The sequence below is a fragment of the Ruegeria lacuscaerulensis genome (assembly GCF_013034745.1).
GTDB lineage: Bacteria > Pseudomonadota > Alphaproteobacteria > Rhodobacterales > Rhodobacteraceae > Ruegeria > Ruegeria lacuscaerulensis_B.
Map to the genome: position 1 here is coordinate 44,587 of NZ_WQGP01000002.1, position 19,721 is coordinate 64,307.

Annotated in this window: 15 protein-coding genes and 3 tRNA genes; 7 read left to right on the top strand and 11 right to left on the bottom strand. The window is 58.9% G+C overall.

The window, feature by feature from the left end; genetic code table 11:
• From rnd to purM, 3 genes are all read right to left on the bottom strand, one after another.
• Nucleotides 1-1,158, bottom strand: a complete 1,158-nt coding sequence (gene rnd / locus GOV79_RS03745; RefSeq protein ID WP_170788652.1) for a ribonuclease D — start codon at nucleotides 1,156-1,158, stop codon at nucleotides 1-3.
• A gap of 119 nt (nucleotides 1,159-1,277) precedes the next feature.
• Nucleotides 1,278-1,874 carry a phosphoribosylglycinamide formyltransferase gene (gene purN, locus GOV79_RS03750; RefSeq protein WP_170788653.1) on the bottom strand — a complete coding sequence of 199 codons (597 nt, stop codon included), beginning with the start codon at nucleotides 1,872-1,874 and terminating at the stop codon, nucleotides 1,278-1,280.
• A complete protein-coding gene (gene purM, locus GOV79_RS03755) occupies nucleotides 1,871-2,917 on the bottom strand; it encodes a phosphoribosylformylglycinamidine cyclo-ligase (RefSeq protein ID WP_170788654.1) in 1,047 nt (348 codons plus the stop codon). Before purM ends, purN begins: the two co-directional genes overlap by 4 nt.
• Nucleotides 2,918-3,024: 107 nt before the next feature.
• On the opposite strand from purM, the gene GOV79_RS03760 reads away from it, so the two are divergent.
• Nucleotides 3,025-3,101, top strand: a tRNA-Ile gene (locus GOV79_RS03760).
• Nucleotides 3,102-3,555: 454 nt separating this feature from the next.
• Here GOV79_RS03760 and GOV79_RS03765 read toward each other — a convergent pair.
• A complete protein-coding gene (locus GOV79_RS03765; RefSeq protein WP_170788655.1) occupies nucleotides 3,556-4,875 on the bottom strand; it encodes an ATP-binding protein in 1,320 nt (439 codons plus the stop codon).
• Between the two features lie 44 nt (nucleotides 4,876-4,919).
• Here GOV79_RS03765 and GOV79_RS03770 point away from each other — a divergent pair, with 44 nt between their 5' ends.
• The 3 genes from GOV79_RS03770 to GOV79_RS03780 all read left to right on the top strand — a co-directional run bounded on the left by GOV79_RS03770 (nucleotide 4,920) and on the right by GOV79_RS03780 (nucleotide 6,189).
• Entirely contained in the window at nucleotides 4,920-5,834 is a 915-nt protein-coding gene (locus GOV79_RS03770) for an MBL fold metallo-hydrolase (RefSeq protein ID WP_170788656.1), read from the top strand.
• A gap of 75 nt (nucleotides 5,835-5,909) precedes the next feature.
• Nucleotides 5,910-5,984: transfer RNA gene (locus tag GOV79_RS03775), tRNA-Asn, on the top strand.
• A 130-nt stretch (nucleotides 5,985-6,114) separates the two neighbouring features.
• Nucleotides 6,115-6,189, top strand: a tRNA-Asn gene (locus GOV79_RS03780).
• A 19-nt stretch (nucleotides 6,190-6,208) separates the two neighbouring features.
• Here the strand turns inward: GOV79_RS03780 and GOV79_RS03785 are convergent.
• The 4 genes from GOV79_RS03785 to zwf form a co-directional block, all read right to left on the bottom strand.
• On the bottom strand, nucleotides 6,209-7,828 hold the full coding sequence (locus tag GOV79_RS03785) for a long-chain-fatty-acid--CoA ligase (RefSeq protein WP_170774257.1): 1,620 nt from the start codon (nucleotides 7,826-7,828) through the stop codon (nucleotides 6,209-6,211).
• A gap of 148 nt (nucleotides 7,829-7,976) precedes the next feature.
• Nucleotides 7,977-9,584 carry a glucose-6-phosphate isomerase gene (gene pgi / locus GOV79_RS03790; protein ID WP_170788657.1) on the bottom strand — a complete coding sequence of 536 codons (1,608 nt, stop codon included), beginning with the start codon at nucleotides 9,582-9,584 and terminating at the stop codon, nucleotides 7,977-7,979.
• Nucleotides 9,585-9,588: 4 nt separating this feature from the next.
• Nucleotides 9,589-10,260, bottom strand: a complete 672-nt coding sequence (pgl, locus tag GOV79_RS03795; protein ID WP_170774261.1) for a 6-phosphogluconolactonase — start codon at nucleotides 10,258-10,260, stop codon at nucleotides 9,589-9,591.
• Nucleotides 10,257-11,705, bottom strand: coding sequence for a glucose-6-phosphate dehydrogenase (zwf, locus tag GOV79_RS03800; RefSeq protein ID WP_170788658.1), 1,449 nt, complete (start codon nucleotides 11,703-11,705; stop codon nucleotides 10,257-10,259). The genes pgl and zwf overlap by 4 nt, the downstream gene beginning before the upstream one ends.
• Nucleotides 11,706-11,868: 163 nt before the next feature.
• On the opposite strand from zwf, the gene GOV79_RS03805 reads away from it, so the two are divergent.
• Complete coding sequence (locus tag GOV79_RS03805) at nucleotides 11,869-12,822, top strand: radical SAM protein (RefSeq protein ID WP_170788659.1); 954 nt, start codon at nucleotides 11,869-11,871, stop codon at nucleotides 12,820-12,822.
• On the opposite strand, the gene GOV79_RS03810 is transcribed toward GOV79_RS03805, so the two are convergent.
• Nucleotides 12,823-13,467, bottom strand: a complete 645-nt coding sequence (locus tag GOV79_RS03810; RefSeq protein ID WP_170788660.1) for a lipid-binding SYLF domain-containing protein — start codon at nucleotides 13,465-13,467, stop codon at nucleotides 12,823-12,825.
• Between the two features lie 171 nt (nucleotides 13,468-13,638).
• Here GOV79_RS03810 and GOV79_RS03815 point away from each other — a divergent pair, with 171 nt between their 5' ends.
• A complete protein-coding gene (locus GOV79_RS03815; protein WP_170788661.1) occupies nucleotides 13,639-15,165 on the top strand; it encodes a caspase family protein in 1,527 nt (508 codons plus the stop codon).
• Here GOV79_RS03815 and GOV79_RS03820 read toward each other — a convergent pair.
• Nucleotides 15,162-15,431 (bottom strand): usg protein, encoded by a 270-nt coding sequence (locus GOV79_RS03820; protein WP_170774269.1) that lies wholly within the window; start codon nucleotides 15,429-15,431, stop codon nucleotides 15,162-15,164. The genes GOV79_RS03815 and GOV79_RS03820 overlap by 4 nt on opposite strands.
• Nucleotides 15,432-15,624: 193 nt before the next feature.
• Here GOV79_RS03820 and gyrA point away from each other — a divergent pair, with 193 nt between their 5' ends.
• A complete protein-coding gene (gene gyrA / locus GOV79_RS03825) occupies nucleotides 15,625-18,357 on the top strand; it encodes a DNA gyrase subunit A (protein ID WP_170774271.1) in 2,733 nt (910 codons plus the stop codon).
• A gap of 84 nt (nucleotides 18,358-18,441) precedes the next feature.
• On the opposite strand, the gene GOV79_RS22565 is transcribed toward gyrA, so the two are convergent.
• Nucleotides 18,442-19,695, bottom strand: coding sequence for a DsbA family protein (locus GOV79_RS22565; protein WP_170788662.1), 1,254 nt, complete (start codon nucleotides 19,693-19,695; stop codon nucleotides 18,442-18,444).
• Between the last annotated feature and the right edge of the window lie 26 nt (nucleotides 19,696-19,721).

Sequence of the window (19,721 nt, forward strand, 5' to 3'; positions counted from 1 at the left end):
TTACAAAGCCACGACTTTGACGGTCTGGCCTTGTGCAGCCAGGGCAATCTTACCCTCGCACAGCTTCAGGGCATCTTCACCGAACACTTCGAAACGCCAACCCGACATCGCTGGCAAATCCCGCTCGCCCGAGGCTATCTGATCCAGTTCTGAGCTGGTTGCGATCAGCTTGGCCGCCACGCCCGAGCTTTCAGTTTTGGATTTTAGCAACACGCGCAGCAGATCGGCGAGGGCTGGATTAACCTTTAGTTTGTCGCGGCTGTTATCCACGCGCGGCATCTGTTCGGGGGGGCAGTTCACACCCTTTTTGACAGCCGCCAGAATACCTTCGGCAATCGCGCCCTTGCGCGCTTCGCGCAGCAGCAGGCGCGATCCGCCCAGATCAGAAGGCGACTTGGGCTTGGTCGAGGCCAGCTCGATCAGCGCGTCATCCTTGAACACCCGGCTGCGCGGGACATTGTTTTGCTGCGCATAGGCCTCGCGGAAATGCGCCAGTTCCCGGACGACTGCTAGAAACTTGGCCGAGTTCGTTCGGGTCTTGACCCGCTTCCACGCGTCTTCCGGTCGAATGTCATAGGTATCCGAATGGGTTAGCGTGCGCAGTTCCTCGGCCACCCAATGGTTGCGCTGGGTCTTTTTAAGCTCTTTAGCGAGATATTCGTAGATTTGCCGCAGGTGGGTCACATCAGCCAAAGCATAGGTCTTTTGCGCATCAGACAGCGGACGGCGCGACCAGTCGGTAAAGCGCGAGGTTTTGTCCAGCCCCTGCTTACAGATCTTGCGCACCAAGGTTTCATACCCGACCTGCTCACCGAACCCGCAGACCATCGCGGCAACCTGTGTGTCAAACAACGGCGTCGGAAAGACACTTGCTTCGACCCAGAAAATCTCAAGATCCTGACGGGCGGCGTGAAAGACCTTGACCACATCCTCGTTTCTGAACAGGTCATATAGTGGTTCCAACGACAGACCATCGGCCAGAGGGTCGACCAGCACCGCGCTGTCTTCACCCGAGGATGGGACGGCAAGCTGAACCAGACAGAGTTTCGAATAATACGTGCGCTCGCGCAGGAATTCGGTGTCTATTGTCACATAGTCATGGCTTGCGGCGGCCTCGCAGAAATCGGCCAGCTCTTGCGTCGTTGTCAGGGTCTTCATGCGCGGTGGTGTTCTTGCTCTTGTTCTTCTTGGTGACTGCCCGTCGCTTTCATACCGATCCGAGCGCTTGTGCAGACCATAGGCCGAATAACACGGGCGTGTAAATCACCCTGCACAGATCATGGCAGCAACACTGGTGTCCGATCACCACCAGCATAACGTCGAAGCACAGCGGGATAGAGCTTGTGTTCGCAAACCAGCACACGCGCGGCCAAAGCTTCGGGCGTATCGTTAGCGTCAATCTGCACACGGGCCTGACCCAGGATCGGGCCGTCATCCAGTGCCGCCGTCACCTCATGCACTGAGCATCCGTGTTCGGCATCGCCTGCCTCGATCGCGCGGGCATGGGTGTTCAGACCCTTGTATTTCGGCAACAGTGAAGGGTGGATGTTCAGCATCCGGCCCTGAAACCGCGATACGAATTCACCGGTCAGAACACGCATGAATCCCGCCAAACAGACAATATCGGGCCCTGCGGCCTCGAGCGGTTTCAGCAGCTCCGCCTCGAACGCAGCGCGGTCGCCTTTGAACGGGCGGTGATCTATCGCCGCAGTGGGAATGCCCCGTTCGGCAGCTTTTTTCAAACCGCCCGCTTCCGGATCGTTGGCCAGAACCAGGCAGGGTCGCGCGGGATGATCTCCGGCCATGGAATCAACCAGCGACACCATGTTGGACCCCCCGCCCGAAATCAGGATGGCGACGCGCTTATGGCTCACAACAGCTTGCCAGTGTAGGCCACGCCGGGCGCGTCAGTGACAGAGCCGATGCGCGAGACGGTTTCGCCAGCTTCGACCAGCAGTGTCGCAAGATCATCGGCACGGTCTTCGTCGCAGACGACAATCATGCCAATGCCACAGTTGAAGGTTTTGAGCATCTCGGCTTCGGCAATCCCGCCGGTCTCGGCCATCCAACGGAAGACGGGCGGCAAATCCCAAGCGTTCAAGTCGATCTGAGCGCCCAACCCCTCGGGCAGTACACGCGGCAGGTTTTCGGTCAGGCCTCCGCCGGTAATATGGGCCAGCGCGTGAACGCCCCCTGCCCGGATCGCTTGCAGCGCCTGTTTGACATAAAGACGCGTGGGCGTCAGCAGTGCCTCGCCCAGCGTACCGTCGCTAAACGGCGACTCGGCGTCCCATCCCAGCCCAGAAATCTCGACCAGTTTGCGCACCAGAGAGTAGCCGTTGGAATGCACCCCGTTCGAGGCCAGCCCCAGCAGCACATCCCCCTGCTGCACACCTGCGGGCAGATGCGCGCCACGCTCCATCGCGCCGACCGAGAACCCTGCCAGATCGAAATCGCCATCAGGGTACATGCCGGGCATTTCTGCCGTCTCACCACCGATCAGGGCGCAGCCAGACTGCACGCAACCTTCAGCAATGCCTTCAATGATCCGAGCGGCCGTGTCGGTGTCCAGCTTGCCAGTGGCGAAATAGTCGAGGAAAAACAGCGGTTCAGCGCCCTGACAAATCAGGTCGTTGACGCACATGGCCACCAGATCAATGCCCACACCGTCAACCACGCCGGTATCAATGGCGATGCGCAGCTTGGTGCCCACGCCATCGGTCGCGCCGACTAGAATCGGGTCGGTGTAGCCTGCGTCCTTAAGATCGAACAGAGCACCAAATCCGCCTAACCCGCTCATCACACCGGAACGGTTGGTCCGCTTGGCCGCAGGCTTGATCCGGTCGACCAGAGCGTTGCCTGCATCAATATCAACACCCGCGTCCGCATAGGTGATTCCGTTCTTGCCCGCTGTCATGGCCAACCCCTCATGAATGGTTCACGCGCGGGTTAGTCGATTGTGGAAGATGTTGCAACGGTCAGGCTTGACGCGGGCGTTCACCGTGATACTCAAAGCGCTCAGGCGGGCCTGTAGCTCAATTGGTTAGAGCAGAGCGCTCATAACGCTTTGGTTGCGGGTTCAAGTCCTGCCGGGCCTACCAAATCTGCCATAACTGGATACGAAGCCGAGCGGTCATACATACTTCCTGACCGCAAATACCAAGCCTTGCCTCTGGGTTTCAGTAGTTCAGGGCGCGATAGTGTAAAAACTCACAGACTTCGTAAAACGAGTCGCAGGGTTCAAACCAGCCCATGGCCACAGCGCCAACCACAGCGCCAATACCAACAACAAAAAACCAATTCACAGCAACCACCTCGCCTTGAAAAGCGACACCCGACACCCACAACCTCAAATATTAACTGAACTTTAATACACTCAGAGTCCCACCGTCTCTAACGGAATTCCCCATAGCGCGTTCATTTTGCGTTAATATATACACAATTTGACAGGTTTTGGCTACTTTGTTCTTGAATTCGAATAAGATGGCTTGATCTCTTAGTCTCTAGACTGGGCCATATGACCCGATTCCGTCGCGCCAAACGCTATTGGAACTTCTAGCGCGCGATGATGATATCCGCGCTCAGCCCGCCAAGCCTTTCACTCTTTCCCAGCCGCAATACACCACCATGCGCGCGGGCGATATCAGCGACGATCGCCAGCCCTAGACCCACGCCGCTGCCCTTGTTCTGGTTGCGTGCCGGATCAAGCCGCGAAAACGGCTTTACCGCTTCGGTCCGATCTTCAGGCGCGATGCCGGGGCCATCATCCTCGACCCGGATTCGCAAAGTTTTGGCGGTCAACGAGAGGCTCAATTCGGCCTTGTTGCCATAGCGCACAGCATTGCCAATCAGGTTTTCGACTGCCCGCCGGATCGCGGTCGGACGCAGCATGGCCTGCCCTTCCCCATCGGTTGCAACCAAACGCGCGTCGTAACCCGCGCGCTGTGCGTCATCAACAATCACTTGCAGCAAATGGCGTGGATCAACCTGTTCCGGTGCACCCTCGGCTGCACCGCGTGAGAATTCGAGGAACGCATCCAGCAGCAACTGCATCTCGTCTACATCCTTTTGCAGAGGTGCGGCTTCATCTTCGGGCAGCATCGACAATCCCAGCTTGAGCCGGGTCAGAGGTGTACGCAGATCGTGGCTTACACCGGACAACATCAGGGTGCGCTGTTCGATTTGCCGCTCGATCCGGGCGCGCATGTCCAAAAACGCGCTCCCCGCGGCGCGTACCTCAATCGCGCCACCTGGCGAATACGGTACCACCCGCCCGCGCCCAAATGCCTGGGCCGCATCCGCCAGGCGGGTGATGGGCCGAAGTTGGTTGCGCATGTATAGAAACGAGATCGTCGTCATGACGACTGCGAAAAATACCATCGTCACGATCAACTGATGTGGTGCGGCCGGGGACAGGCGGCGGCGATCTAGCACCAGTTCGAACGGGCCCAGATCGGTTTGAAGATACAGGCGCGCCTCGTCACCGCTGGGCAAAGCCACTGCCGTCAGTTGTGGCAGCTTGGCGTGTAATTCCGCTGCAACTTGCGGCGCGATAAAATCATACCAGCGCCGCATTCCGACCGCAGGACGTTCATCAATACCCAGAAACCGCGCTTTCATATCCAGGGCAACAAGGTCCTGCCGTATGGCGGCAAGCGCCTGCAACTGCGTCTCAGCCCCCTCAATCGTTTCCAGAATCAGCGTGACTTCGCGCGCCGAGGAGGTGGTCATCTGTGCCGTCACATCCTCAAGGTGTTTTTGCAGAAAGGCGATACCGACCACCAGCAACAAAACTACAACCGGCAACACCAGGATGATGGCCGCCCGCGCGTACAGGCTGCGCGGCATATAGGATTTGAGCCAGGCACTCGACATGCGCTAAACCTAACGGGCTGATCGGACAAGAGAAAGAGCACAGAATGCAGGCCCCCGACGATTTCAATCCACCCGCCGGTCAGGCTTTCGAATTGCAGCCCGGCCTCAGGCGCATTCTGGCCCCGAATCCGTCGCCTATGACCTATCGAGGCACGAACACCTATCTGCTGGGCACGCGGGACTGTGCCGTTATCGACCCAGGCCCCCTCAGCGATGTGCATCTCGAGGCGATTCTATCCGCCCTGACCCCCAGCCAGCGCATCAGCCATATCATCGTCACGCATACGCATCTGGATCACTCCCCGCTTGCCGCCCCTCTGGCCCTGCGGACCGGCGCGCCGGTTCTGGCCTTTGGCGGCCCCGAGGCCGGGCGCAGCGCTGTGATGCAAGAGCTCGCCCAAAAAGGGCTGACCGGCGGCGGAGAGGGCATCGACACGGCCTTCCGCCCTGATATCGAACTAACCGATGGGCAGGTCATCACGGGCAATGACTGGCAGCTAGAGGTCATTCACACACCAGGCCACCTTGGCAATCATATTGCGCTGGGTTGGGGGCAGACCTGTTTCACCGCAGATCACGTCATGGGGTGGGCGAGTTCCCTGGTTTCGCCACCGGATGGCGACCTGACGGATTTCATGCAAGCCTGTCACCGTCTGCGCGCCGGCGACTGGTCGGTGTTTCACGCCGGGCACGGCGCGCCGATCACCGACCCTGCCGCCCGGTTGGACTGGCTGATCCAACACCGCACAGCGCGTGAGGCCCAGATTCTGTCCGCATTAGAGGATCGTCCCGGCACAGCCCGCCAGCTGGCAGAGAGGATCTACACCGAAACCCCCGCCGCACTGCTTCCGGCCGCGACGCGCAACGTATTTGCTCATCTGGTCGATTTAACTGTCAGATCAATGGCTTCGCCCAAAGGTGTGCTGTCCGTCGAGGCCGAGTTCACCCGATTACCATAAGGCGTAAACTTTTTCGTCATTTGATGCCGATCCCCTCTGGACGGCAAATTTCGGTGTTGTTATACGGCCCTCAGTTCCGGCGTAGCTCAGCGGTAGAGCAGTTGACTGTTAATCAATTGGTCGTAGGTTCGATCCCTACCGCCGGAGCCAAATCCACCTTCAAAACACACAGATTTGGCGCGAAACATTTGCCTTCACGCGGGCCAAGTTTTTTCGTCGAAAAAACTTCACCATCCCCTCTGGACGACAGAGATTGTGATTGCTATACGGCGCGAACCGTTCCGGCGTAGCTCAGCGGTAGAGCAGTTGACTGTTAATCAATTGGTCGTAGGTTCGATCCCTACCGCCGGAGCCATTCTTCCCAAGCGCAGACCTCAACCCGTCAGGGCGTCTTCGAAATCCACGCGCAGGTTGCGTTTCAGAACCTTGCCCGTTGCGTTCAGTGGCAAAGCATCAACAAAGACAACCTTATCCGGCACTTGCCATTTGGCGATCTTGCCGTCGAAAAAGGCCAGCAGTTCTTCCTCGCTCGGCTCTGCGCCGTCGGCTTTCACCGCCACCAATAGGGGGCGTTCGTCCCATTTCGGATGCGGTACGCCGATGACGGCAGCCGTTGCCAGCTTGGGATGGGCAACGGCGATGTTTTCCAGCTCGACCGAGCTGATCCATTCACCGCCCGATTTGATGATGTCTTTGGACCGGTCCCGGATCGTCATATAACCATCCGCATCCAGCGTCGCCACATCGCCCGTGGCAAACCAGCCATCCTGCAACAGATCCTGATCCTGCATCTGGAAATAGCTGTCCAACACCCACGGCCCGCGCACCATCAGATCGCCCTGCGTTTCGCCATCGCGCGGCAACTCATTGCCGTCATCGTCCACGATCTTCAACTCGACACCATAACAAGGGCGACCCTGGCTTTCGCGCAGTTTGTGCTGCGCTTCGATCGGCAGTTTCGCATGTTTCGACAGCGGATGGTTGGCAGTACCAAGTGGGCTCATTTCGCTCATGCCCCAGGCGTGGATGGTGTCCACGCCGTAGACCTCGCGGAAGGTCTCGATCATCGACGGTGGGCACGCGGCCCCGCCAATGACCGTGCGTTCCAGAGTTTCCAGTTTGCTGCCCGATTCCTGCGCGTAAGCCAGCAGCCCCTGCCAAATCGTCGGCACACCCATGGCGAGCGTCACTCCATATGTGTCGATCAGCTTGACCAGAGCTTCGCCGTGCAAGTCTGGCCCCGGCAAAACCATGCGCGACCCGGACATCGCGCAGGCATAGGGCGAACCCCAGGCGTTCACATGGAACATCGGCACCACCGGCAACACGACATCCATAGCCGAAAACCCGATAACATCGCGCGTGTTCGAGCCAAAGCTATGCAGCACTGTCGAACGATGAGAATACAGAACACCCTTAGGGTTCCCGGTCGTGCCCGAGGTATAACACAGGCTGGACGCGGTATTTTCATCAAAGCTGGGCCAATCAAACCCGGCATCCCCGGTCTCGATAAACTCATCATAGAACTGAACACCCGGCACCTGCGCGATCGCATCCTCGTTGCGCGGGCCCATCAGCACGAAATGCTGCACTTCGGTCAGATGAGAATGCAGCGCGGCAACAAGAGGGATAAACGTTGCATCAAAGAACAGCACCCGGTCCTGCGCGTGGTTGATGATATAGGTCAGCTGCTCAGGGAACAGACGGGGATTGATCGTGTGGCACACGAACCCGGCGCCTGAGGTGCCATAGTAGATCTCAAGATGGCGCCGGTTGTTCCAGGCCAGCGTCCCGATCCGTGCTTGGGGTTCAAGCCCCAATGCCGTCAGCGCAGAGGCCAGTTTCCGTGCATTGGTCGAAACTTCGGACCAGTTGGTTTCCGTCACCGTTCCGTCCGTTTCGACGGAAACAATCTCGGTCTGACCATGGTAGCAATCAGCGTGCTTGATCAGCGACGAGATCAGCAACGGCTGCGTCATCATTTGTCCCAGCATGGACATCCTCCCTTGGTGGTGGCCGCTTCTGTTCGGCGGCCCCTTGTTCTGGCCCGACGTTAGCGTCGGGACGGTCAGGACAAATCCTGCCAATCATTTAATTGTCTGACAATAAAAGAATGCAGCCTGCCGCTACGGCAAGCCGATTTTACTCACCCCGCTGACGCAACGCATAGGCCACCAACGCGGCGGTCGACCCGTCTTTGCCTGCGGTGTCCTCTTCGCCATCCACGATCGGACCCAGTGAGGTCGCAAGCTCTTTCCCCAGCTCGACCCCCCATTGATCGAACGAGTTGATGCCCAGCAAGACGCCCTCCACAAAGACGCGATGTTCATACAGCGCAATGACCTGGCCCAGAACAAACGGAGTAAGCTGCGGGTAAATCAGCGTGGTGGACGGGCGATTGCCCGGAAAGACGCGATGCCGGGCCTGACGGTCCAGTTCGGCCCCTTCCAGACCTTTGGCGGCCATGCGGTCGCGGGCTTCGTCCAGGGACCGGCCGCGCATCAGCGCCTCCGACTGAGCCAGACAATTTGCCAATAGCAAACGATGATGATGGGCCAGCTCGGGTTCGTGCCCTTCGGCGGCGACCATGAATTCGCAGGGGATCACATCAGTGCCCTGATGGATCAACTGGTAAAAGGCGTGCTGACCGTTGGTGCCCGGCTCGCCCCAGACCACGGGGCCGGACGCAACCTCTAACGCTGTGCCGTCCATCGCGACGGATTTACCGTTCGATTCCATCTCAAGCTGTTGAAAATATGCAGGCAGGCGCAGCAATCGCTGGTCATAGGGCAGAACCGCGCGGCTGGCATGGCCCAAAACCTGCCGATGCCAGATACCGACAAGGGCCAGCATCACCGGCAAGTTCTCGGCCCACTCCGCAGCGCGGAAATGCACGTCCATGGACTGGCCACCGCGCAGGAACGCATCAAAGGCATTCGATCCCACGGCGATCATCACTGGCAGGCCAACTGGCCCCCAGACCGAATACCGCCCACCGACCCAATCGGCAAACCCGAAAACACGCTCTGCTGGAATGCCAAAGGCTTGAGTCTTGTCCAAGGCGCTTGAGACGGCTGCGAATTGACGCGCCGGATCGCCACCACCTTCAGACATCCACGCCCGTGCAGTGCGGGCGTTGGTCATCGTCTCGATCGTGGTGAAGGTCTTCGAGGCGACGATCACCAACGTTCGCGTCGGATCCAACTGGCGCAGAGTATCCGCGATATGCGCCCCGTCCACATTGGACACATAGTGCAGCCGGGGGCCGTCATGATAGGGCGACAGGGCGTGCGTCGCCATTACGGGCCCCAGATCGGACCCGCCAATGCCAATATTCACAACGTCGGTAAAGCTGCCCCCCGCCCCGGTGTAAGTGCCGCCGCGCACCTCTTCGGCGAAGATTCGCATCCGGTGAAGCGTGTCCAGAACATCGGGCATGACGTCCAGCCCGTCGACCTGGACCGGGCCGCCATCAAGGTTGCGCAGCGCAGTGTGCAACACCGCGCGCCCTTCGGTTTCGTTGATCTTGGCGCCTGAGAACATCGCCTCGCGCCGATCCGCCAGACCGGCGTCATCGCAGAGCTTGATCAGCGCCGCGCGGATATCGCCGTCAATCTGGGTCTTGGAATAGTCAAACAGCATATCCCCGGTCGAGGCCGAGAACTCCTGCGCCCGGTTCGGGATCTGTTCGAACAGATCCAGAATGGTTTTTGTGCCGCCCGAAAGGGTCTTGAGGTCGTCTAGTTTCATCGCATCACTCCGCCCAATGGACCATCATGCCGGATAACACAGCGGCAATCGGAGCCTCTTCCGGCGGTAGCGCCATGGCTTTGTTCAGCGCCTCGCGCTTAGCAGAGCCGAAAATGACCAGATGCTTGGACAACGCGCCGTCCAGCACTGGGGCCGTCAGCGAGATACGCGCCTCAGGCTGCGTTTCGGTACGGGCGATGGTCAAGGGCGGCGCGTGGCTGTCCAAGGCAGCCGCCAACCCCGCCATCCCCGGAAACAAAGACGCCGTGTGCATATCCTCACCCATGCCCAGCACCAATACGGACAGGGGCAGAACTGGCGTGATCAGGCTTTCGATCTCGGGCAGCACTGCCTCTGGGTCTTTTCCTTCCACGAACAGCGGCACGTATTGCGCGACCGAGGCGCGGTTGGTCAGCAAACGTTCGCGGATAAGTCGTTCGTTTGAACGATCGCTGTCACCGGGCACACAGCGTTCATCGGTGGGCAGGACGCGCACACGGTCCCAATCGAGATCGGCGGCACATAGCCCGTCAAAGACCGGCCCGGGCGTGGTGCCGCCGGGCACCGCAAGTGAGACCATATCGTGGTGCAGCAAGGCGGCCTCAAGATCTCCGGCCAACGCATTGGCAACGTCGATGGCCAGCATGTCCCTGTCGGGGTATTCCTGTATATTCATGGGTTTATTCCTTGCCAGCGGCGACCGTCCCGTTTCATCAGCAGCTCGGCGTCGCCCGGTCCTGTGCTGCCACTATCATAAGGTTTCGGCACATCACCACGTGCCTGCCATCCGGCGATGATGGGATCGGTCCAGGCCCATGCGGCCTCGACTTCATCCCCACGCATGAACAAGGTCTGGTTACCCCGGATCACGTCCATAACCAGCCGCTCATAGGCATCGGGCGGGTCCTGATTTTCCGGCCCCAGCGCCTCGGCAAAGCTCATATCTAATGGCACATCGACCAGACGCATACCGCCCGGGCCCGGCTCCTTGATTGTCACTTTCAGCGTGATGCCCTCATTCGGCTGCAACCGGATCGACAGCACATTCGCGTGACGCCCCGCATCAGCACCGAATATCGAGTGCGGCGCGTCCTTGAACATCACGTTGATCACCGAGGAGCGCGCCACCAGCCGCTTCCCCGTGCGCAGATAGAACGGTGTGCCCGCCCACCGCCAATTGCTAACATGTGCCCTCAACGCCACATAGCTTTCCGTGGTCGAGCGTTCATTGCCCACGACCTGGCGATAGCCCGAGCCCTCACCCTCGAACTGGCCGCGCACAATGTGATGCGGCTCGACCGGGTCCAGAGCGCGGATGACCTTCAGCTTTTCGTCCCGCACCGCGTCTGGGTCGAACTTCGCTGGAGGCTCCATTGCGATCAGGCACAAAAGCTGCATCAGGTGGTTCTGCATCATGTCACGCATGGCGCCTGCGCGGTCATAATACTCTTCCCGCCCATCAATCCCAACGGATTCGGCCACCGTGATCTGGATGTGATCGACGTATTGGCTGTTCCAGAGCGGTTCGAACAGCATATTTCCGAAACGAACGGCCATAAGGTTCTGGACCGTCTCCTTGCCCAGATAATGGTCAATCCGGTAAATCTGGTTCTCGGAGAAATGCGCGGCCAGAGTAGCGTTCAAAGCCTGCGCGCTGTCTAGGTCATGGCCAAAAGGTTTTTCGACCACGATCCGCGTCAGGGGTGTGATCAACCCGTGCGCCTCGATCCGTTCGGCCAGCGGACCAAACAGGCGCGGCCCCACCGAAAAGTAAAAGGCCCGCACTCGACCGGGCTTTAGCCGGCGAGCCAGATGCCCCCACCCTTCATCCGAGACCCCATCCAGCGCCACATAGTCCAGCCGCCGCAAAAACGACTCGAGCGCCGAGACCTCCTGACATTGCTTCGCCGCGTGAGTCTTGAGCGATTCGCGCACCAAATCGCGGAACCCGTCGCTGTCATATCCCTTGCGCGCAGCGCCTATGATTTGGGCACCGTCCACCCATTGCCCGGCGCAAAATCTGCGGAACAGCGCCGGCAGGATCTTGCGCTGGGCCAGATCACCGGTTCCGCCAAAAATGACCAGATCAAAGGGATCAACAGGGATGACGCGAGAAACCATGTGTTTTCCTTACCTTGACCGCTGGCGCATGTCCAATGTTAGCGCAATCATTTGTTCAGAAACCCTCATCTTCAAAATTCTGTCAGGACGTCCGTGTCGCACTTAACGAACCCGCCCCAACCGTCTAAGTCAGTGCAATGACTTCAAAGAACCGGATACCGGAATGAAAGACAACGTCGCAAGCGCTGCCAATATCGGCAAGTTTCAGGACAAATTGGTGACAGCCAGTGGACAAACCCGCGCGTCGGTGGCGTTGAAGAACCCCGAAACGCTGTGGTTCAACACCGGCACGCTGTGCAATATCGAGTGTCAAAACTGCTATATCCTCAGCAGCCCTTCCAATGATGCGCTGGTCTATATCACCGCCGATGAGGTGCGCGATTATCTAGACCAGATAGAAGAACGCGACTGGCCGGTGCGCGAGATCGGGTTTACGGGTGGTGAACCCTTCATGAACCCCGAGATGATCGAAATGACCCGTGCCGCGCTTGAGCGTGGGTTTGAGGTTCTGATCCTGACCAACGCGATGGCACCGATGATGCGCCGCAAGATGCGCGAAGGGCTGCTGGAGCTGCAACGCACATATGGCGACAAGCTGACCCTACGCATTTCGGTCGATCACTACCGCCCCGACCTGCACGACGAAGAACGCGGCAAGGGCAGTTTCGAAAAGACCGTGGCCGGCATGGAATGGCTGCGCGACAACGGGTTTCGCATGGCGGTTGCCGGTCGGACGGTTTGGGGCGACAGCGATACTGACAGCCGCGCCGGATATGCTGCATTTTTTGACCAGCACGGCTTTGACATCGACGCACAGAACCCGGCACTGACAGTGCTGTTCCCGGAAATGGACGAATCCGTCGAAGTGCCCGAGATCACGACGGCCTGCTGGGGCATTCTGGACAAGTCACCTGACGCAGTGATGTGTTCGAACGCACGGATGGTGGTCAAGCGCAAAGGTGCGGACAAACCCGCCGTTCTGGCCTGTACCATACTGGCCTATGAGCCCGAGTTCGAAATGGGCTCGACCCTGGCCGAGGCCGAGGCGGACGTGCATCTCAACCACCCTCATTGCGCCAAGTTCTGCGTATTGGGTGGTGCAAGCTGTTCCGGCTGATCAGTTCAGTTCCGGCGATTTCCAGTATTTGGTCCCGGTTGCACCAGCCGAGACGCGCCAACCCTTTTTATCAAGCATGAAAAACGATCGCCCGTCGGTGAATCTGATCGCCTCGTCAGTGCGCTCATCACCTTGCATGGTTCCTGCTTCGGCAGTGGCCTCGTATCCTTGTGTGATGAATTTATCCAAATCGGCCTGAGTTTCGAACAAGATCACATATTTCGATTCAAATCCGCCGATCCCAAGCGCGGCACCGACCCCTCCGGTCCCCATGTTCATATAGACATGTTGGTCTGTTTCCCTCGAAACCGCGACACCACGCCCGTAACCCGCAGAAACCGGAAAAACAGTCACCTTTCGGGAATCGAATGCGGCATATCCCGCACTGACCTGATAGAGCGCGTCCGCCTCGGGATTCTGCGCCAAAAGCTGTGTCAGCACTTCATCCGCCATTACATTCAGCTTCGCACGCGTTTCTTCAGGGGTCGCTTCGTTTTTGACAAGATCGGCTGTCGAATTCACGGTATTTTCAACACTTTCACCAACCTTTTGCGCCCCTTTCTTGATGTTGTCCAAAAGACCATCCGCGACGGCAGGGCCACAGAGCAGCGCGGTTATGGAAATGCAGAAAACAGTCTTGTTCATGTCGCCCCCGAAAATACACCAAACTGGTGCGATCATAGACAAGACAGGTCCAAAATCCACGGCATTGCATTCACAAATTCACAGTCTTTTTCAACTGTAACCGAAATCACTGAAGAAATGGTCGCCTCTCGATAGGTTAAGCTTCGGGTGACGTACAAAAAGGCTGCCAAAATGAGATGGATGTGGGTGATCTATTTGGTGTTTCTTGCCGTACCTGCGTGGGCGCAGGACCGGTTGGCGCTGGTCATCGGCAACAACCAATACGAGTCCGTCCCTGTCCTGCAAAAAGCCGTTGCCGATGCCGAAGCGGTGTCGCGGCAGCTTCGGGCATTGGGGTTCGAGACGTTCGAGGGGTTGAACCTGGACCGGCGCGGCATGAACCAACGAATCTCGGAATTCACCGCGCAGCTTGAGGCAGGGGATACAGCTTTTGTTTTCTTCGCCGGGCATGGAGTTGAAATTGACGGCGAGAACTATCTTCTACCCACGGATATCGAAACCCCCTTTGCTGGTGAGACCGATTTCGTCAAATCCGAATCCATCGCCCTGTCGAATCTGCTGAACCGCGTGCGTAGCACCGGGGCGCGGACATCAATCGCCATTATCGACGCCTGCCGAGACAACCCGTTTGAAACCACTGCCGGACGTAGCATCGGCGGCACCCGCGGTTTGGGTCGCATCGACGCGCCGCAAGGCATGTTCGTGATATTCTCGGCCGGGGCGGGCCAGATGGCGCTGGACCGGCTGCATGATAACGAGGCCGAACCAAACTCGGTCTTCACCCGCGCCTTGCTGCCACGTCTGGCGCAACCGGGGCTAGAGCTGCGCAGCATGGTCGCCGATCTCAGGCGCGAAGTCCGAGATCTGTCTCGCACCGTGCAGCACAATCAAGTCCCAGCTTACTATGATGAGCTGTTGGGCGAGTTCTATTTCACCCCGGCCGCTGTCGCCGCGCCTTCCGTCGATACGGTCACGCTGCCGATTGAAAAGATGCGCGCCGATCTGGAATTAGCCCGGTCCGTCGGTACGGTTTCGGCGCTGGACACGTTTCTTGAGACATACGCGGACCAGTCCACTGACTATACCTATGAAATCGCGTTGCAATTGCGTGCCGGGTTGCAGGACCCCGAGACCCCTGCACCCGCTGTCATTCAGGATTCAAAGCAGGTGATGCAGGCGACTCAAGCGGCCTTGAACGCGCTGGGATGCAATGCGGGCGGGGCCGATGGAGTCGCAGGTCCCCGTACCAAACGCGCCTTTGCGGATTACCGACGCGCCAGCAAATCCAATCTGGGTGCGGACGATCTGGGCACGCGGCACGCGCTGGACGAACTGGAAGGCAAAAGCGGCACTATCTGCGTCGCAGCACCTGCACCTACAGCCCCCCGCACCACAGCATCTTCGGCCGTGTCCCTAAGCGGAAGTTGGAGCTTCAAAGCAACCTGCGCGCTGGTCGTCAAAGTGACCGGTTCAGTTAGGTACACCAGAGCGGGTAGCAACAAATTCACGGGCAGCCTGACGGATTCGTTGGGGCAAAAAGCCAACACGGTCGTCTACCTGAACGAGCAAGAGCTTAACGGAACGGATTATTTCCCCGGCATCACCGTGACATGGCGCGGCCGCCTGTCCGAGGATGGCAACAGCTTTACCGGATCGGGATCGACCGGCTGCTCGGTCTTTGCTTGGCGGGTCGGCTAGTTTACCCGAAACTCACCCACCATGTTGCGCCATTCACCGGGCGCGATCATCTTGCGGTGCGTGTAGCGCACCGAATGCAGTGGACCTTCAATCTCACGCTGCCAGAATTCGATGAAATCGAACAGTTTCGGATGGTCCGGGGCAAGATCGTAATCCTGCCAGATGAACGTGTTTAGGACGTGGATATAGTCGGGCATATGGTAGAAGAATTCCGCCGTCGTCAGCCCGTACCCTTTCAGCATCAATTCGGTTTCGCTTTGCGTCATATAGACCCCCAATTTCTTGCAAGGTCTCTTCAGGGTAGCACGCAAACGCCCTAACAGGCTGATAACAATATGTTACCCAGCTGTTACCGTGGCTTTTTTGCCGGAAAGGATCAGCTTGCTTGCACCTTATGTGCCGGGTCTGATAGAGTGCATCCACAAGATATAGACCCAAGCTAAAGATCGGGCAGTTTACGTGAGCGATACGCCAGAAACCCCAGAAAACATGGATGAAACCCCGCCCGAGCGTCCCGTCTATGACGGTCCGACGGTGTCAATCGAATCCGAGATGCGCACCTCGTATCTGGACTATGCCATGTCGGTCATCGTCAGCCGCGCGATCCCCGATCTGCGCGACGGGCTGAAACCGGTGCATCGGCGGATTCTGTATGCCATGCACGAAACCGGGAACACCCACGACAAGGCCTATCGCAAATCGGCCCGTCCGGTCGGCGATGTGATGGGTAAATACCACCCGCACGGTGACAGCGCGATCTATGACGCGCTGGTGCGGATGGCGCAGGATTTCTCGATGTCGCTGCCACTTCTGGATGGTCAGGGCAACTTTGGCTCGATGGACGGCGATAACCCGGCGGCCATGCGCTATACCGAAGTACGGATGGACAAGCCTGCCGCTGCCCTGCTGGCCGATATCGAAAAAGAGACTGTTGATTTTCAGGACAACTACGACGGCAAGGACAAAGAGCCAACCGTCCTGCCTGCCCGGTTTCCAAACATGCTGGTCAATGGTGCTGGCGGTATCGCTGTTGGTATGGCGACGAATATCCCTCCACACAATCTGGGCGAAGTGGTCGATGCCACACTGGCGCTGATCGACGATCCGGACCTGACGTCGGAGCAACTGATCGAATACGTCCCCGGCCCTGATTTCCCGACCGGCGGCGTCATGCTGGGTCGGTCCGGCGCGCGCAAAGCTTATCTGGAAGGACGCGGCAGCGTCATCATCCGCGCCAAGACCCGCGTGGAAGAGTTACGCAAGGACCGTTACGCCATCGTCGTGGATGAGATTCCCTATCAGGTGAACAAGGCCTCGATGATTGAAAAGATCGCCGAGGCGGTGCGAGAAAAGCGCATCGAAGGCGTCGCTCATGTGCAGGACGAATCCGACCGCAACGGCGTGCGTGTTGTCGTTGAACTGAAGCGTGACGCAACGCCCGAGGTAGTGCTCAACCAGCTGTACCGCTTCTCACCGATGCAGACGTCCTTTGGCTGCAACATGCTGGCCCTGAACGGTGGTCGGCCCGAGCAACTGACCCTGCGCCGGTTCCTGACGTCGTTCATCGACTTCCGCGAAGACGTCGTCGCCCGCCGTACCGCCTATGACCTGCGCAAAGCGCGCGAACGCAGCCATATCCTGTGTGGTCTGGCCGTGGCCGTCTCGAACGTGGACGAAGTGGTTGCCACCATCCGTTCGTCGGCTGACGCGGCTGAGGCGCGCGAGAAACTGATGACGCGCCGCTGGCCTGCGGCCGAGATCGAAGGCTATCTGCGCCTGATCGACGATCCTCTGTCCAAGATGAACGACGACGGCACCTACAACCTGACCGAGGTTCAGGCCCGCGCCATTCTGGAACTGCGCCTGCAACGCCTGACCCAACTGGGCGTCAAAGAGGTCACGGACGAGCTGGAGCAACTGGCCGCCAAGATCAAAGAATATCTGGATATTCTGTCATCGCGCGAGCGAATCATGTCGATCATCGGCGATGAGCTACGAGAAGTGCGCGATCAGTTCGCCGTTCCCCGTCGCACCGAGATCGTCGACTGGTCCGGCGACATGGAAGACGAAGACCTGATCGAACGCGAAGACATGGTCGTGACCGTCACCTCGGGCGGCTATATCAAGCGCACACCGCTGGCCGATTTCCGGGCGCAAAAGCGTGGCGGCAAGGGACTTTCGGGGATGCAGACCAAAGAAGAGGACGTGGTCACCACCCTCTTCGTGGCCAATACCCATACGCAGCTTTTGTTCTTCACCACGGACGGGATGGTTTACAAGCTGAAGACCTGGCGCCTGCCGCAATCGGGCCGCACCGGCAAGGGCAAGGCGATCGTCAACATCCTGCCGATCCCGACCGGGGTCTCCATTGCGGCGATCATGCCGGTGGATGTTCCAGACGAGGAATGGGAGAACCTTCAGATCATGTTCGCCACCAGCGCGGGCACCGTGCGGCGCAATCGCCTGTCGGATTTCACCAACGTCAAACGCAACGGCAAGATCGCCATGAAGTTCGAGGACGAGCACGCCGAGACCAAGCTGATCAACGCGCGCATTTGTTCCGAAGATGACGACGTGATGCTGGTCACCAAATCCGGCCGCGCGATCCGCTTCCCATCCACGGATGTGCGGGTCTTCAACAGCCGCTCGTCGGTTGGTGTGCGTGGTGTGCGCCTGAACGGCGACGATGAGGTCGTGTCGATGTCGATCATCCGCCACTTCGACGCCAGCTCGGACGAGCGTGCAGCCTACCTCAAGATGCGCCGCCTGATGGCCGGTGTCACCGATGAAGCCGATAGCGATGAGGATGAAGGCAACGCCGACAGCGTGCTGCCGCAGGAACGTTACGCCGAAATGTCGGCGGCTGAAAACCTGATCCTGACGATCACCAAGGGCGGTGCAGGCAAGCTAAGCTCAAGCCACGATTACCCCGTGCGCGGGCGTGGTGGCATGGGTGTCGCAGCGATGGACAAGGCCATGCGCGGCGGCGATCTTGTGGCCTCGTTCCCGGTTGAGATCGACGATCAGATCATGCTGGCCACCTCCAAGGGGCAGTCGATCCGGGTGCCGGTTGACGGGATTTCCTTCCGGTCGCGCAGCGCAGGCGGCGTGCGGGTGTTCAACACCGGCAAGGGCGAAGAAGTCGTCAGCGTCGCTTGGATCGCCGATCAGGGCGATGAAGAGGCCGAATAGTCCAAAACCATCTGGTGACCTCGCCGCGCAACCCATGTTGAGCGGCGAGGTCATACTTTGACACACACGTAGCGGGATGGCTTGTTAAGCTTGTGCTCGCATAAGATCCTGAAGCACCCAAAGCCTGTCCTGACCCCAAACGCTTTGGCCGTTCAGATGAAAGCTGGGAACCCCCCAAAGCCCGATTTGGAGAAGACGTTCCTGGTTGGCCTCGACCCAGGTCCGCCAGTCAGAAGTGCCAATCAATGTCTTGGCCGTTTGCCATTCCAAACCCGCTTGACGCACGACCTCCGCAAGCCCGGTATCGGTGCTGGCATCCAATCCTTGGGCCCAAGCGCCGGTCATGAAAGCCGCGCAATATTCCGGCAGGCGACCCTCGGCTTCGGCATAATCCAATAGGGCGTACCCCCTTTCAATGCCCGCGCCCAAAGGGTCGCTAATACGACCAAACGGGATGGCCAGACGCCGCGCTTCGCGCGCGCAATCCCCTAAAATATATGATGATTTCGCTTTGGGAACGGGCAGTCCACGCATCAACATCGGAAGCACCGGACGCAAGATCAAACGCGCATTGGTCCGCGTGGCTAGATCGCGTACACGGTCGAAAGCCAGATAGGAATACGGGCTTCGAAACGAGAAAAAGAACTCCAGTTCCTGCCCTGTTGCATCTGGGAAGGGCTCGGAATAGTCCGGCACAATGGGCGGGTGCGACGGCCCAAGCCCAAGCGTCGCCAAACGCCCGTCCAGGTATCCAAGCCGGTCCGGCCCCCAATAGCATTCGCCCCCATACGCAAAGCTGCCGCCAAGGTAGTGCCCGGCGGCGGCAAGAGCCTGATCCCCTGCCCGCCGCGCCACATTCGGATCAGAGTGCGCCCCTTCGGGGATATCCAGACCGGACCACAGCGCAGTGCTGATTTGCAGTGCTTTTGAGGCGAAGTCCTGATCACCCAACAGGGCCGCAAGACGCTGCTCGGCTTGCGCAAAACCCGCGTCAGACGGGGCCGGCTGCTGTGGCGCTGCAAACCCTAAACGTCGCGCCCATCGCACAGTGTCGGCCCATGAATTCTGCCAGTATTCGGTGGGCAACGGCTGGATATCCGAAGCCGGGCGCGAGATCAGATGCGGCTCGATCTGGACATCAAATTTGTTCTGTAACTTAAGCAAAAGCTGCAGGCTGAGGTGGCAATAGGGATCAGCAACGTCGTGAAAATACTGTACGGTATGAGGCTCGCCGCTGAGCCTCCGTCGCACCTCGGCAATACGCTGCCTTGCGCCGTGCAGGCCCTCGCTGGTCAGCACAACCGCAGCTTGGGTTTTCAACTTGTTTTTGATCGACACGTGCCCCTCCCAAGTCGCCTCTGGGG

What these genes read in the sequence shown, in the direction of transcription:
- rnd (WP_170788652.1), bottom strand. Translation starts at nt 1,158, where the DNA reads ATGAAGACCCTGACAACGACGCAAGAGCTGGCCGATTTCTGCGAGGCC.
- purM (WP_170788654.1), bottom strand. Translation starts at nt 2,917, where the DNA reads ATGACAGCGGGCAAGAACGGAATCACCTATGCGGACGCGGGTGTTGAT.
- GOV79_RS03765 (WP_170788655.1), bottom strand. Translation starts at nt 4,875, where the DNA reads ATGTCGAGTGCCTGGCTCAAATCCTATATGCCGCGCAGCCTGTACGCG.
- GOV79_RS03770 (WP_170788656.1), top strand. Translation starts at nt 4,920, where the DNA reads ATGCAGGCCCCCGACGATTTCAATCCACCCGCCGGTCAGGCTTTCGAA.
- GOV79_RS03785 (WP_170774257.1), bottom strand. Translation starts at nt 7,828, where the DNA reads ATGCTGGGACAAATGATGACGCAGCCGTTGCTGATCTCGTCGCTGATC.
- pgi (WP_170788657.1), bottom strand. Translation starts at nt 9,584, where the DNA reads ATGAAACTAGACGACCTCAAGACCCTTTCGGGCGGCACAAAAACCATT.
- pgl (WP_170774261.1), bottom strand. Translation starts at nt 10,260, where the DNA reads ATGAATATACAGGAATACCCCGACAGGGACATGCTGGCCATCGACGTT.
- zwf (WP_170788658.1), bottom strand. Translation starts at nt 11,705, where the DNA reads ATGGTTTCTCGCGTCATCCCTGTTGATCCCTTTGATCTGGTCATTTTT.
- GOV79_RS03805 (WP_170788659.1), top strand. Translation starts at nt 11,869, where the DNA reads ATGAAAGACAACGTCGCAAGCGCTGCCAATATCGGCAAGTTTCAGGAC.
- GOV79_RS03810 (WP_170788660.1), bottom strand. Translation starts at nt 13,467, where the DNA reads ATGAACAAGACTGTTTTCTGCATTTCCATAACCGCGCTGCTCTGTGGC.
- GOV79_RS03815 (WP_170788661.1), top strand. Translation starts at nt 13,639, where the DNA reads ATGAGATGGATGTGGGTGATCTATTTGGTGTTTCTTGCCGTACCTGCG.
- GOV79_RS03820 (WP_170774269.1), bottom strand. Translation starts at nt 15,431, where the DNA reads ATGACGCAAAGCGAAACCGAATTGATGCTGAAAGGGTACGGGCTGACG.